Origin of the sequence: Halomonas sp. (assembly GCF_052095765.1) — a bacterium.
GTDB lineage: Bacteria > Pseudomonadota > Gammaproteobacteria > Pseudomonadales > Halomonadaceae > Halomonas.
In genome coordinates this window covers 1-13,436 of the sequence record NZ_JBQDJZ010000077.1, presented here as the reverse complement: position 1 = coordinate 13,436, position 13,436 = coordinate 1, and the positions used below count along the sequence as shown (strand labels likewise).

12 protein-coding genes and 1 pseudogene are annotated in these 13,436 nt (G+C 56.6%); 10 read left to right on the top strand and 3 right to left on the bottom strand.

The annotated features are described in order from the left end of the window. The 5 genes from tolA to ACTH3D_RS10195 all read left to right on the top strand — a co-directional run. On the top strand, window positions 1–401 hold a 401-nt coding region (gene tolA, locus ACTH3D_RS10215; RefSeq protein WP_441666973.1), incomplete at its 5' end, for a cell envelope integrity protein TolA. Further along, window positions 401–1,687 (top strand): Tol-Pal system beta propeller repeat protein TolB, encoded by a 1,287-nt coding sequence (tolB, locus tag ACTH3D_RS10210; RefSeq protein ID WP_441666972.1) that lies wholly within the window; start codon window positions 401–403, stop codon window positions 1,685–1,687. The genes tolA and tolB, both read left to right, overlap by 1 nt. A 32-nt stretch (window positions 1,688–1,719) precedes the next feature. Next, window positions 1,720–2,283, top strand: a complete 564-nt coding sequence (gene pal / locus ACTH3D_RS10205) for a peptidoglycan-associated lipoprotein Pal (RefSeq protein ID WP_441666974.1) — start codon at window positions 1,720–1,722, stop codon at window positions 2,281–2,283. A 33-nt stretch (window positions 2,284–2,316) separates the two neighbouring features. Next, the gene (ybgF, locus tag ACTH3D_RS10200; protein WP_441666971.1) at window positions 2,317–3,084 is read left to right on the top strand and encodes a tol-pal system protein YbgF; all 768 of its coding nucleotides are present in this window, start codon (window positions 2,317–2,319) and stop codon (window positions 3,082–3,084) included. 14 nt (window positions 3,085–3,098) lie between these two features. Next, entirely contained in the window at window positions 3,099–3,860 is a 762-nt protein-coding gene (locus ACTH3D_RS10195; RefSeq protein WP_441666970.1) for a YciK family oxidoreductase, read from the top strand. Window positions 3,861–3,987: 127 nt separating this feature from the next. Here the strand turns inward: ACTH3D_RS10195 and ACTH3D_RS10190 are convergent, their stop codons facing one another. Beyond that, the gene (locus ACTH3D_RS10190; RefSeq protein WP_441666969.1) at window positions 3,988–4,683 is read right to left on the bottom strand and encodes an HAD-IA family hydrolase; all 696 of its coding nucleotides are present in this window, start codon (window positions 4,681–4,683) and stop codon (window positions 3,988–3,990) included. Then, window positions 4,680–5,405 carry a bifunctional 2-polyprenyl-6-hydroxyphenol methylase/3-demethylubiquinol 3-O-methyltransferase UbiG gene (gene ubiG / locus ACTH3D_RS10185; RefSeq protein WP_441666968.1) on the bottom strand — a complete coding sequence of 242 codons (726 nt, stop codon included), beginning with the start codon at window positions 5,403–5,405 and terminating at the stop codon, window positions 4,680–4,682. Before ubiG ends, ACTH3D_RS10190 begins: the two co-directional genes overlap by 4 nt. 159 nt (window positions 5,406–5,564) lie before the next feature. Between ubiG and galU the strand changes: the two genes are divergently transcribed. Together galU and ACTH3D_RS10175 are read left to right on the top strand one after the other, a co-directional pair. Continuing rightward, entirely contained in the window at window positions 5,565–6,455 is an 891-nt protein-coding gene (galU, locus tag ACTH3D_RS10180; protein WP_441666966.1) for a UTP--glucose-1-phosphate uridylyltransferase GalU, read from the top strand. 3 nt (window positions 6,456–6,458) lie between these two features. Continuing rightward, window positions 6,459–7,751 (top strand): nucleotide sugar dehydrogenase, encoded by a 1,293-nt coding sequence (locus ACTH3D_RS10175; protein ID WP_441666965.1) that lies wholly within the window; start codon window positions 6,459–6,461, stop codon window positions 7,749–7,751. A 69-nt stretch (window positions 7,752–7,820) separates the two neighbouring features. Here the strand turns inward: ACTH3D_RS10175 and ACTH3D_RS10170 are convergent, their stop codons facing one another. Further along, on the bottom strand, window positions 7,821–8,399 hold the full coding sequence (locus ACTH3D_RS10170; RefSeq protein WP_441666964.1) for a superoxide dismutase: 579 nt from the start codon (window positions 8,397–8,399) through the stop codon (window positions 7,821–7,823). Between the two features lie 309 nt (window positions 8,400–8,708). Here ACTH3D_RS10170 and ACTH3D_RS10165 point away from each other — a divergent pair, with 309 nt between their 5' ends. The 3 genes and pseudogenes from ACTH3D_RS10165 to ACTH3D_RS10155 all read left to right on the top strand — a co-directional run. After that, on the top strand, window positions 8,709–9,602 hold the full coding sequence (locus ACTH3D_RS10165; protein WP_441666963.1) for a hypothetical protein: 894 nt from the start codon (window positions 8,709–8,711) through the stop codon (window positions 9,600–9,602). Next, complete coding sequence (gene tamA / locus ACTH3D_RS10160; RefSeq protein ID WP_441666962.1) at window positions 9,602–11,467, top strand: autotransporter assembly complex protein TamA; 1,866 nt, start codon at window positions 9,602–9,604, stop codon at window positions 11,465–11,467. Before ACTH3D_RS10165 ends, tamA begins: the two co-directional genes overlap by 1 nt. Window positions 11,468–11,474: 7 nt before the next feature. Further along, window positions 11,475–13,436, top strand: a pseudogene (locus ACTH3D_RS10155) (translocation/assembly module TamB domain-containing protein); the annotation flags it as partial.

Genomic DNA, 13,436 nt, shown 5'->3' with positions numbered 1-13,436 from the left:
CCGACGCAGAAGCAGAAGCTCAACGTAAAGCCGCGGCAGCGGCAGCGGCTGCCCAGAGCAGTCTTGAACAGGCAATCGCAAGTGAGTCGAATGCCGCTCAGGGCGAACAGGCAGCCAGCAGCTTTATTTCCCTGGTACGGCGTGCGGTGGAGCAGGCCTGGGTCATTCCGCCCAACGTCATGGGTAACCCCGAAGCAAAAGTTGCTGTGACGCTAGGGCCTTCAGGTGAGCTTTTCACGGTGAGAATCACCGAAAGCAGTGGCAACACTGCGTTTGACCGCTCAGTAGAAGAGGCTGTGCAGGCGGCAGCACCGTTCTCCGAGCTGACTCAGCTTCCCGCGTCAGTGCAGCGGGACTTCAGGAACTTCAACCTTCGATTCCGACCGGGAGACATACGCTGATGCGAACTCTGACGACACCTTGGTTGTTGGCCATACTGATGATCTTCAGCAGTCTGGCCCAGGCCGATCTGACCATTGATATCACCCGTGGCAATGAACAGGCGACACCAATTGCTATTGTGCCGTTTGCCGGTGGTGAGGGGCTGCCTGAAGATCTGGCGCAGATTGTTGCCGATGATCTTGAGCGCAGCGGTTATTTCACGCCGCTGGAACGTCGCGCCATGTTTTCTCAACCCAGCAGCCGTGACCAGGTGACCTATGGCGACTGGAAGTCGCTCAATACGCGCTACCTCGCTGTAGGCCGGGTCAGCCAGGAAGGCAATAACGTCTCCGTGCGCTATGAGCTGCTCAATGTTGGCGGGGAGTCTCTCATGTTGGAAGAGATCGTCACTGCCTCACCGGATGCGCTGCGCGCGGCGGCTCACCGCATCAGCGACAGAATTTTTGAGGAAATTACCGACATCCGCGGCGCCTTTTCTACGCGTATTGCCTACGTCACTTCCAGTGGTATGGGTGACAACACCCGCTACTGGCTGTATATAGCAGATGCTGATGGTCGCAACAGCCGCGAGATACTTAGCTCTGATGAGCCGGTCATGTCGCCGGCCTGGTCACCGGATGGCAAAAAGCTGGCGTATGTTTCCTTTGAAACTCAGCGTCCGGCAATTTATGTGCAGGACCTGGCCAGTGGGCGACGCGCTAAGCTGACGTCATTTGAGGGTCTGAATAGCGCGCCGGCCTGGTCACCTGACGGCCGTAAGCTGGCCATGGCGCTATCAAAGGATGGCCAGCCGGATATTTACCTGATGGATATCGGCTCGGGAAGTCTGCAGCGCCTTACTGATAGCGGCAGCATCGAGACGGAGCCTTCCTGGTCACCGGACGGGCGCAGCCTGATTTATACTTCGGATCGGAGCGGTGGCCCCCAGATATACCGCCAGGACCTTGGCAGCGGCAGCACCAAACGCCTAACGTATACTGGTGGCTACAATGCCCGTGGCCAGTTTTCGCCTGACGGAGAGCAGCTGTTTCTGATTCATCGCGGTAGCCGTGGCTATCAGGTGGCACGCCAGGATCTCAGCAATGGGCGCCTAGTCGAACTAGGAGACAGTCAATTTGCAGAGTCGCCCAGTGTTGCACCCAATGGCACCATGGTAATCTTTGCCACCCAGCGAGGCGGTAAGGGCGTACTGGGTGCAGTATCTGCAGACGGCCGGGCATCTTTTGTCCTGCCGGCGGCTCAGGGTGACGTGCGCGATCCCGCCTGGTCACCTTTTCTGAATTAAACACATCACAGGTATCTAAAAGGAGTTTCATGATGCAGCTCAAGCCCTATGTTCGTTCGCTGACTATTGCGCTGTCGCTGGCTTTTGTCGCCGGTTGCTCCAGCACTGGCGGTACCCAAGATGGCACATCGACAGGCGCTGGCGGCGCGGGCAGTGGTATGGGTGCCGGCACGGGCGTTGGCGGCGCCGGCACCAGTGGTTATGGTAGCGGTCAGGCCGGAAGTGGTGGTGTAGGCTCTGAGGCTGGCCAGATGGCTGACTCGCGGATCCCCGAAGCGCGCACCATCTACTTCGCGTTTGACAGCGACACCATCCGACCTGAATTCCAGTCGGTGCTTGAAGCGCACTCCCGCTATCTGCGCGCCAATCCGGGAACCAGCGTTATCCTGCAGGGCCATACCGATGATCGTGGCACCCGCGAGTACAACCTGGCATTGGGCGAGCGCCGCGCCAATGCGGTCAAGCGCTATCTTGACGTTCAAGGAGTCTCTCCATCGCAGCTTGAAGTCGTCAGCTATGGTGAAGAGCGCCCGGCAGTGCGTGGCAATACTGAGCAGGACCATGCACGCAACCGTCGCGTCGTCTTTGCTTACTGAGTTGATGTGTCATCGCAACACAGGGAGTAACTGATGCGAGAGCGTGCCAAATATCTGCTCACAACGAGTGCTGCAGCTTCTTTGCTGGTATTAGCGTCAACTGCACTTGCCCAGCAACCCAGGGTTGATGATCTGGCCAGTTCCAGCAGCTTTTATGACCGGACGGTCACCCGCGAAGAGGCGGGTGGCAGTCTGGCGCTGTTCAATGCTATCCAGAGCAATCAGGAAACCATCCGTGAGCTGCGTGGGCAAATCGAAAAGCTGAACCATGAACTGGGACAGCTTCGCCAACAAAGCCAGCAACAGTATATCGATCTCGATGGTCGTCTTGCCGCCGTTGAACAGGGTGAAGGCGGAAGCTCACCGGCCGCGGAAGTTACCAACCAAACCAGTAGTCCGACCAGACAGGGGCCATCTAGCACCAGTGATGCTAAAGATGCATATAATGCAGCCTTTGCCAACGTCAAGGATCGCAAGTTTGACGCCGCGATCAGCGCTTTCGAGGCGTTTATCAGCGACTACCCTCAGGATGGGCTGGTGGCCAATGGTTACTACTGGCTGGGAGAGCTGTACTCCGCCAAGTCGGACACTGACAAGGCTGGCCAGTCTTTCCAGCGTGTTATCGACGACTATCCCCAGAGCGGCAAGGTGCCGGATGCCATCTACAAGCTGGCCCTGCTGAAAGCCCGCCAGGGTGATCTGGATGCCAGCGAGGCACTACTTACCCGGGTTCGTGATAATTACCCGGACAGTACTGCTGCCAGTCTGGCCAAGGACTTCATGCGTGATTCAAGCCAGTAATTCCCGGAGTAGCAATGACCTGCATGATTGACTACGAGGCCCCGAGTGACCTGCTGACGGGGCGTGTCATCGTTGTCACCGGTGCCGGTGATGGAATTGGCCGCTGTGCAGCTCTGACCTATGCGCGACATGGCGCCACGGTCATCCTGCTAGGCCGAACCATTGCCAAGCTGGAGGCCACTTATGATCTCATTGAGGCTGAAGGATTGGCCCAACCGGCCATTTTTCCGCTGAATCTTGAAGGAGCCAGTCTCAAGGACTATCACGACATGGCTGAAACGCTCGACAAAGAGTTCGGTCGAGTGGATGGCATCCTGCATAATGCCGGGTTGCTTGGGCGGATCACACCGTTCGAGCAATACAATCCGGAGCTGTGGGAGCAAGTGATGCAGGTTAATTTAAATGGTCCGGTGTGGATGACCCAGGCATTGCTGCCACTGCTACAGGCTTCTGAGGATGCATCTGTCATCCTGACATCATCGTCGGTAGGGCGAAAGGGGCGGGCATTCTGGGGCGCTTACGCGGTCTCCAAGTTTGCCACGGAAGGTTTCAGTGAAGTGTTAGCAGATGAGGTGGAACATCTCGGCACGCTGCGGATCAACACCCTGAATCCGGGTGCTACGCGAACCGCCATGCGCAAGGGAGCTTATCCGGGTGAAGATCCGATGACGCTGCGCACGCCTGAAGACATCATGCCTACCTACCTGTGGCTGATGGGACCGGATAGTCGAGGACACAACGGCGAAAGGTTCGACGCTCAGCCACCCAAAAAGTAGTGGCTCGCTCAGTGATGCATTCCTGACTCTGCAATAAAATAGTGCAGCAGTATAACGACACTCGCCCGGGACCTCTCCGGGCGAACCCGTTCTGATACATCACCTCTCGTGCATCAACCACTGGGCATTAATCTGAGCTAGCTGCCTCGGACGTAAGCAATGCTAACACCTGAGCCGACAGCGCCTGTGGCGTATCAAAGCAAACATCGGCCTGCCACCCAAGCGCTTCGCGAGGATCATTCAGATAGCCGTAAGCAACGGCAATGGCCGGCATATTGGCAGCCAGACTGGCTTCGATATCGCGCTGATGATCACCGATATACCAGCAGTCTTGTGGTGAGACCTCAAGACGGCGGGCGGCCTCCAGCAGCGGCTCAGGATCGGGCTTCCTGACGGGCAGGTCGTCGGCGCATAGCAGAACACCGGGAGATAGTTTTAGGGCTTCAATTAGCGGTTCAGCGTAACGCCGTGGCTTGTTGGTCACAATGCCCCAGGGGCGATTGGCCTCTTGCCAGACATCGAGCAGGTCGTCCAGCCCGGGGAAAACACAGCTGTGGACAGCAACAGCCGCGCCATAAGCGTCGAGCAGGAAGTTCCTAGCGGGCATGTGGCCAGGGTGTATGGTATCAATGTCCAATGCTAGGGTAACCAGCGCATTACCACCATTGGACACCTGGGCGCGGATGGTGGGGTAATCCAGCGGCGGCAGGCCATGATGCTGACGTAGGGCGTTAGTGGCCATTGCCAGATCCGGTGCGGTATCCACCAGAGTGCCATCAAGATCAAACAGCAGGGCCGCTGGTAGAACAAGTGGTATGGTCATTCCAGCCCTCGGCGACAATGCATCAGATAGTTGACTGAAACGTCCTGGGGCGACAGACGGAAACGCCGTGTCAGCGGGTTATAGGTCATCCCGGTCTGTTCGCATACCTCAAGGTTTGCTGCACGACACCAGCCGGCAAGCTCCGACGGGCGAATGAAGCGCGAGTAATCGTGGGTGCCTTTGGGCAGCATTCCCATCACGTACTCCGCGCCAATGATGGCCAGGGCGTAAGCCTTGGGATTGCGGTTGATAGTCGAGAAAAATACCTGTCCGCCCGGCTTGACCAGCTGCCTGCAAGCGCGAACGACCGACGCCGGATCGGGCACATGTTCAAGCATTTCAAGGCAGGTCACAACGTCGAACTCTCCAGCGTGTTGTGCTGCCATTTCTTCAACGCTGACGCACCGATAGTCGACCTCGACACCAGCCTGCTCAGCATGCTGGCGAGCGACAGCCAGCGGTGCTTCGCCCAGGTCAATACCTGTCACGTCAGCACCGCGGTGGGCCATGGACTCAGATAGGATGCCACCGCCACAGCCCACATCGATCACCCTGCGTCCGGCCAGCCCAGCACGGGCATCAATGAAATCCAGACGCAGCGGATTGATTTCATGTAGCGGCTTGAATTCGCCGTCAGGATCCCACCAGCGGTCTGCAAGGGCTTCAAACTTGGCTATTTCACCGGTATCGACGTTAGTTGAAGCGTGTGACGTTGCAGTCATGTTCTTCTCCGTATTCACTTGGCCGCAACCGTATGGCATATGGCATGCGGTCGCGCATTCGGTATCATGTAGCCCATTCTAACCGCTACTGACTCGGCTTTCTTCATTCGTCGTTGATCTGCCGACATCCTGCACACAATGAATTGAAAAGGACTGCTGATGATTCGCAAGGCTGTACTCCCGGTCGCCGGCTTTGGCACCCGCTGCCTGCCGGCTTCCAAAGCTATTCCCAAGGAAATGATCACCATCGTTGACCGGCCAGTCATTCAGTATGTAGTTGAAGAGGCTGTTGCTGCAGGAATTCGCGATATCGTACTAGTCACTCACGCCAGCAAGGGCGCTATCGAGAACCACTTTGACAAGAACTTCGAGCTGGAGGCCAGCCTTGAAGCCAAGGGCAAGGATGATTTGCTGACAGAGCTACGGTCTATCGTGCCTGACTCGCTCAATATCATTAGCGTTCGCCAGCCAGAGCCGTTGGGACTAGGTCATGCCGTGCTGTGTGCCCGGCCAGTAATCGGCGACGATGAACCTTTTGCCGTGCTGCTGCCTGACGTTCTGGTCGACAACCGTGACCAGCCGCGTACTGACTTGGCCGGCATGATGACGTCTTTCAAAGCAACAGGGCGCGCCCAGCTCATGGTTGAGCAGGTAGCTGCTGAAGATGTCAGTAAGTACGGCATTGTCGCGCCCCGCGGTGAAGAGCCAAAGGCTGGTGAATCCTGCAGGCTAGATGGCGTCATCGAGAAGCCCGAAGCCGGCTCTGCTCCCTCGCGGTTGGCGGTGATTGGTCGCTACGTCCTGCCCGGACGCATCTTCAGCCTGCTAGCCAAGACGCCACCCGGCGCCGGTGGAGAGATTCAGCTAACCGATGCCATCGAGACCTTGCGCCAGCAAGAAGGTGTGGATGCCTGGCGCATGACAGGCCATACCCATGACTGTGGTCATCAGTTGGGATATCTGGAGGCGACGCTTGCCTATGCCAGTCGCCACCCGCGTTTCGGTGAAGGGTTCCGCGCCTTGTTGAAGCGCTATGCCGCCGAGGACTGATGCATGCGAATCATGATCTGCGGCAGTGAGCTTGCCACGGCGACAGCGGCAGCGGCTCTAGCCTGGGTGGGGCATCACGTGACCTGGCGTCCTCTTGATGGCAAGGACTGGCAGCAGCTCACCGCCAGCAAGTGGTTAGCCAGCGAGCCACAGCTGATAGAGCGGCTTGAAGAAGCAAGCAACAGTGGCCGCCTTCAGTTCATGGGTGATGCCGTCTCCGCACCGCAAGACGTACTGTGGCTGGCGTTGTCACCAGAGCAGCGTGATCAAGCCATTGATATGGTGCTTAGCAGCGCGGAGCAGCTCAGTGACCGGGCGGTATTGGTCAATAACTCCACATTTCCGGTCGGCGAGACAGAGCACCTGGAGTCCTTGATGGCAAAGGATGGTCGTGCCGTATCGCTACCCGATCTAATTGAAGAAGGCCGCGCCTGGGAGTCCTTTACCCGGCCCACGCGCTGGTTGCTGGGTTGCGATGACGACAGTGCCGAGGCTGTGGTGCGGGAAATCCTGCGTGCCTTCAATCGCCGCAGCGACGTCTTCCACCGGATGCCGCGGCGTGCCGCCGAGCTGACCAAGTTGGCTATCAACGGCATGCTTGCCACCCGAATCAGCTACATGAATGAAATTGCTGGCCTTGCCGATAGCCTGGGCGTCGATGTGGAGTACGTGCGCCAGGGCATGGGATCAGATACCCGTATCGGCTATGAGTATCTTTACCCCGGGTGCGGCTTTGGTGGCCCAAGTTTCTCGCGGGACCTGATGCGCCTGGCCGATGTCCAGAACACCACTGGCCGTCATTCGGCCCTGCTGGATCGCGTACTGGATATCAACGAGCAGAAAAAAGAAGCCCTATTTCGCAGGCTGTGGCATCACTATCAGGGCCAACTGGAAGGGCTCGTAGTGGCAATCTGGGGGGCTGCCTTCAAACCAGGCACCGCGCGTATCGATCATGCGCCGGTGTTGACCCTGCTGGATGCGCTATGGGCCCAGGGCGTTCAAGTTCAACTACATGATCCGGCGGCGGTGCCAGTGTTGCAAGAGATGTTTGGTGAACATCCACAGCTGACACTGTATACAGACGACCCGCTTGATGCATTACAGGGTGCCGATGCACTGATGCTGGTGACCGAGTGGAAGGCCTACTGGAATCCTGACTGGCAAGCATTGGCCGGCGCGCTGAAGGGTAGGCTGCTGCTGGATGGGCGAAATATTTACGATCCGGTGCATGTGGCCAGCATAGGCCTGCACTATCGCGGCATCGGACGACGGGCTGATCCGCCATCAATTCAGTAACCGCCTCTGACAATAAAAAACCTCGCCGGCTGGCGAGGTTTTTTTATACCTGGAATCAGCCTTTAGGCTTCAGCCAAAGTTCTTGGCAACGAAATCCCAGTTCAGTACGTTCCACACGTGCTCAAGATACTTCGGGCGCGCATTGCGATAATCGATGTAATAGGCGTGTTCCCACACATCGATTGTCATCAGCGGAACCTGATCGTGAGCGATCGGGCAGTCAGCATCGTCGGTATTGGCAAGATCCACGCCACCGTCTGCTGTCTTGATCAGCCAGGTCCAGCCAGAGCCGAAGTTTGCAACAGCTTTGGCGTTGAAGGCTTCCTTAAACTCGGCGAAGGAGCCGAATTTAGCGTTGATGGCATCAGCCAATGCGCCAGTGGGCTCGCCACCGCCGTTGGGAGACAGGCAGTGCCAGTAGAAGGTGTGGTTCCACACCTGTGCCGCCTGGTTGAACAGGCCACCAGAAGAGGTCTTGATGATTTCTTCCAGGGACTTGTTGGCATTGTCGGTGCCTTCAGTCAGCTCATTGAGCTTGTTGACGTAGGCCTGGTGGTGCTTGCCGTGATGATATTCCAGCGTTTCGGCGGAAATATGCGGCTCGAGTGCGTTTTTTTCGTAGGGTAGTGCAGGCAGTTCAAATGCCATAATTATTCTCCTCATCAACAATGTCGGGGCGCAATCCAGGTTGCGGCCCATGTCCTGACCCATGTTGTGTCAATCACGGTCAGCGATCAACCCGGTCAGCAATAAACACTGTGCTGACCGGTTCGCTGTGTCGTTAAAAAAACCTTACACTATTCAGCAGAGTATGCGGTTTTTCTACTCATCGAATATCATATCATTCGTCCGATGGTCCGCCAATTCTGATTGGGCGACCCAGTTTACATATGTTGTCATGGAATGAGCCCATCGTTATTGTTTTTCCTGACCACACCCTGAGACTAGGAGGGCGTCATGGCTGAGCGTATTGAGACATCACCACAGGCTCAACCTATCGTGCCTGACCCGCAGGCCAGCCTGAGTCAGCGCCCATATCGTGTCCGGCGGCCGCGGCTCTGGCCACTGTGGTTTCTTTGCCTCCTGCTGCTTGCGGCGCTATCGTCGCTGGCAGCTTATGGGTGGTGGTATTCCCAGCAACTTGAGTTACGGCTGGAAGACATGCAAGGGGAACTGTCCAACCTCGCTGCACGACAGGCAGGCGAGAGTGAAAGCACACGCCAGCATGACGATGAAGTGAGCCGGTTGGCCGCCAGATTTGACCGCTTTGAAAGTGAGCAGGGGCGGTATGCCGAGGATGTTGAAGCAAGACTGGCCTCGGTTAACCGCATTCTTGACTCTATCGAGACGCGTATCCAACAGCAGATTGGCAACACGGAGTACGAGGAATCCATGTCAGAGTCTCTTGGTATCCGCATCACCGCTATGCAGTCTTCGCTCAAAGCGCTTGAGCAGACGGGCAAGGAAAGCCGTGAAGCGCTGAGTGCAGATTTGGATACCCTGCGTCAGCAACAGCAAACTCGGCAACAACAGCTGGCTGAGTTGGGTGATCGACTGGAAACCCTAGCTGGTCGCGCATCCCAGCAACAACAACAGCAGCAGGAGCTACAAGACAAAGCCGTTGAACGTATCAGTACAATTGAACAACAGCTGGCTGATGGCGTTACTCGTCAGCAAAAGCAAATGGAAGAGGCAGCCCGGCGTATCGACACCATCGAAGCACAGCTTTCTGAGCGTCTTGTCGGCAGCGAAGAGGCCATAAAACAGTTGGATCAACTGGCACGTCAAGTCAGGGAAGTCCGACAGGCACAGCTGGTAATCAATGCCCAACTGGAGGGTATGGCACAGTGATGCCTCAAGGTGCTCAATACTCTCTGCAGCGGCTGATTCACCATGGGGCAGTCACAGGTCTGGCGCTTGCTGGTATAGTCCACGGTGTGCCAGTACTGGCCATGAACGCTGAGGTCACCGGCGTTGATAAGGCGATAGAGAAAAACGTCAAGATCTATCTCGAGCCGGTGAAAAGTACGGCATTCAACCCTGAACGCCTGGTCGGAGAAGTCGAGCGACTGACGAAAACGGCCATGCGCCCATTTGGCTATTACGAGCCGGAAATCGACGTCACCCTACAAGGTAAGCAAGCCCTGGTCGATATCAAGCCAGGCGAACCTGTGCTCATCCAAGTGATCGACTTTTCCATCCAGGGCGAAGCCGAGCACGACCCACCTTTTATCAATGCACTTGACGCCTACCCTCAGAAAAAAGGCGAAATACTACTGCATGCACCCTATGACACCCTACGCGACACCCTGGCTTCCCTGTCGCTTCAGAGGGGCTATTTCGATTGGGGTTTTCTTGAGCACCGTATGGAAATACGGCCATGGGAAAACAGCGCCCGACTTTATCTGGATCTGGACAGCGGTGAGCGCTATCACTTCGGGGACACCCTGTTTCAGGGCAGTCATATTGAGATTGAGCGCCTCTCCAATCTGCTTCCCTATGAAGCGGGGGATCCTTACCTATCCAGTAAGGTCGCCAAGCTCAGCCAGGACCTGGCCCAGACTCGCTGGTTCAACCTGATCAGTGTCAGGCCTCGTCTAGACATCGGGCAGCTGGCTTTACCCCCGCAGGAGCTGGGGTTCTACAACGAGCTGGGAGTTGACGGTATCGACCCAGTGCCACTCAAACCCCAACTAACCAGCAATGCGATCATAGCCGCAACCCGTGTCATGCAGGTTGGCTCACCCAGTGTCCCCATGGATGTTGTGTTAGCACCTGCAGACCGTCATCAATTCGAATTCGGTATCGGTTTTTCCACCGACGTGGGCCCACGTGGACGCATAAGGTGGAAGCAGCCGTGGATCAACCGTTACGGTCACAGCTTGGACCATGATCTGCGCCTCTCAGCGCCGGAGCAGCAGTTTAGCGGTGAATACAGGATGCCTCTGGATGACCCACTGCGGGACAGCTATCGCCTTCAGTACGGGCTTCGCAATCAGGATAACAGTGACATCAATGCGCTGGAGGCCAGTATTGAGCTTGGTCGCCATTGGAAGTTTGCCAATGACTGGGAGCAGACCATCTATCTGCGGGCAACCTATGAAGACTTCACGCTGGCGGGTGAAAAGAACCAGGTGCTCCTCCTATATCCTGGCGTACGCTGGAATCGCAGTCGCACAAGAAACCCGAATTTCCCTACATGGGGAGACAGCCAACAGCTGACGATTCAGTATTCCAACAAAGCATGGGGCTCTGGCGCTGAATTTTTCCGAATTAACGGTGATACACAGTGGATTCGCATGCTGGGTGAAAACAACCGTTTTATCGCACGGATGAACATCGGAGCCATCGAAACAGATGATTTCAGGGATATTCCTTCGTCACTGCGCTTTTTTGCCGGCGGTGACAACAGCGTGCGCGGCTATTCCTATGACAGCCTTTCGCCCCGAGACAGTAGAGGACGCCTGATCGGCGGCCAGCAGCGTTTTGTAACAAGCTTTGAAGCTCAGCGCCGTATCACCGGAAAATGGTGGCTGGCAAGCTTTGTTGATACTGGAGATGCCTTCACCAAATGGGCGCCTGACGACCTGAATACCGGTGCCGGTGTTGGCGTTCGCTGGATTTCGCCAGTGGGTCCTATCCGCTTTGACGTGGCCCACCCGTTCGATAACGACGACAACTTCCGCATCCACTTTGCCATCGGCCCGGAATTCTGAGACTGCTATGGTGAGATTACGTCGACTGACTTGGGCACTGACCCGCCTGATAATTGTTGTGCCCATCACCTTGCTGGGTCTGGTGATTTTCGTGCTGGGCCTGGGGCTGTCGCCCTGGGGAACCGGCTTCCTGTTCAATCAGGGGCAGCGTCTGGGACTGTTTGAGGTAGGTGAAGTCCAAGGCTCACCACTTGAAGCCCTGGTACTTAAGGACTTCCACCTCAAGGCTGGGCCTGCCGCTATCGACCTGGATTACTTCGAACTCGCATGGGCCGATGACTGCCTACTGAGCGGCAAGCTGTGTATCACCCGGCTGGCAACGAAAGGCGCAAAAATTCGGCTTGGCAAAAGTGAGGAACCTACCGAGCCCGAGCAGGAAAAGGAATCCGGTCCCATTTCGTTACCTTTCCCTATTGAACTGCGCGAGCTGGCGGTGGATGACGTTGAGCTTTTGCTCGCCGATGGCACGCGCATTTACTGGGAGTCTTTCAGCAGCGGTGTGATGGCACAGCAGCAACAGATTGAGCTTCTACCGACACGCCTTTCAGGACTCACTGCGCGCCTGCCCCTGACCGCTGGCCAGCAGCTGGCCCTGAGCCAAGCAGAACACGATGGCAAGGTGCTGACGGCAGAGGCTATTGATGCGTCCATTGCCGTGCAGTCTCCGCTGCCTGCCAGTATTGCAGCCGAGGCGGAGGGGCTGCAGCAGGTAGATTTAGCTGACAAGCCGCGGGTTGAGCTGCCTGAAATCAACTTGCCGCTGGCGGTGGATGTTCCCAGTTTACTGATGGAAAATGCTGAGCTGCAAAGCGGGTCTGACAGTGCACGCCTATACGGTGTCGACCGGCTGGAACTGGCTGTTAAAGCCAGCGGACAAACCGTTAGTCTGACACCTCTGACCGTAGCCAGCCGTGAAGCAGACGCTCGCTTAGCCGGTCAAATCACCCTCAGTGGTAACTATCCGCTGAATGTTTCACTGAATAGCGAACTCTTTCTTCCCGAACGTTTTCCGGCGCTCAATGGCGAAGAAATCAATATTGAGCTGAGCGGTGACTTGTCGGCGCTAGGCATCAAGCTTGACGTGAGCGGTCCCGCACAGGCCAGTCTTGAAGCAACATTGGATGCGCTGGCACCAACGTTGCCATTTCGTGCGCAACTGAACAGCCCAGGTTTACAGTGGCCGCTGCCCGGTATGGCCGTTGCCGCTAGCGACGATGCAGGAGAAGCGACAAGCGAAAGCACAGAACGAGAGAGCCCCGTCGCAGAACCCTGGAAAGCCCGGGACATCAGTCTGACGGCTGAGGGCTCGCTGCTCGAGTACTCACTGCACCTGGTACTGACTGCCCAGGGACCATCCTTGCCATCCACCCAGGTGGACCTGACCGGCAGCGGTGATCTTCAGCACTTCAACTGGGCGCCGCTCAAGATAGAGGTGGAGAGCGGTAGCCTGGCCAGCAGTGGCCGTATTAGCTGGGCCGGTGCGCTGGATGTCAGCACGTCGCTAGACCTTGATGACTTCAACCCAGAGGCGTTTGTTGAAGGGCTAGAAGGGCGACTCAGCGGCCAGGCGGAACTGAGCTTTCACCAAGATACTGATGGCTGGAACGTCACAGTGCCTGGGGTTTCAATCAACGGCACCCTGGAGTCCTATCCACTGTCGCTGGATGCTAAGTTGGCCGGCGATAGCCGCATGAACTGGCAGATCGATACCCTCAACTTATATCAGGGGAAAAACCATCTTAGTGCGTCAGGTAAGGTGTCGCCCGAGGAGATGGATATTTCTGCCAACATTAATATGCCGGAACTTAATACCCTGTATCCCGAGCTAGGTGGTTCATTGAAGGGCGATATCAATGCTGCTGGCAGCATAAAAGAGCCACAGATGGATATTGATATCATCGGTCAGCAACTGGTGTTTGCGGACAACCAGGTTGCTTCACTGGCTCTTGAGGGGCAGGTAGCTGGCATC

Excerpts from the sequence above, each read along its gene's own strand:
- tolB (WP_441666972.1), top strand. The coding sequence starts at position 401 with ATGCGAACTCTGACGACACCTTGGTTGTTGGCCATACTGATGATCTTC.
- pal (WP_441666974.1), top strand. The coding sequence starts at position 1,720 with ATGCAGCTCAAGCCCTATGTTCGTTCGCTGACTATTGCGCTGTCGCTG.
- ybgF (WP_441666971.1), top strand. The coding sequence starts at position 2,317 with ATGCGAGAGCGTGCCAAATATCTGCTCACAACGAGTGCTGCAGCTTCT.
- ACTH3D_RS10195 (WP_441666970.1), top strand. The coding sequence starts at position 3,099 with ATGACCTGCATGATTGACTACGAGGCCCCGAGTGACCTGCTGACGGGG.
- ACTH3D_RS10190 (WP_441666969.1), bottom strand. The coding sequence starts at position 4,683 with ATGACCATACCACTTGTTCTACCAGCGGCCCTGCTGTTTGATCTTGAT.
- ubiG (WP_441666968.1), bottom strand. The coding sequence starts at position 5,405 with ATGACTGCAACGTCACACGCTTCAACTAACGTCGATACCGGTGAAATA.
- galU (WP_441666966.1), top strand. The coding sequence starts at position 5,565 with ATGATTCGCAAGGCTGTACTCCCGGTCGCCGGCTTTGGCACCCGCTGC.
- ACTH3D_RS10175 (WP_441666965.1), top strand. The coding sequence starts at position 6,459 with ATGCGAATCATGATCTGCGGCAGTGAGCTTGCCACGGCGACAGCGGCA.
- ACTH3D_RS10170 (WP_441666964.1), bottom strand. The coding sequence starts at position 8,399 with ATGGCATTTGAACTGCCTGCACTACCCTACGAAAAAAACGCACTCGAG.
- ACTH3D_RS10165 (WP_441666963.1), top strand. The coding sequence starts at position 8,709 with ATGGCTGAGCGTATTGAGACATCACCACAGGCTCAACCTATCGTGCCT.
- tamA (WP_441666962.1), top strand. The coding sequence starts at position 9,602 with ATGCCTCAAGGTGCTCAATACTCTCTGCAGCGGCTGATTCACCATGGG.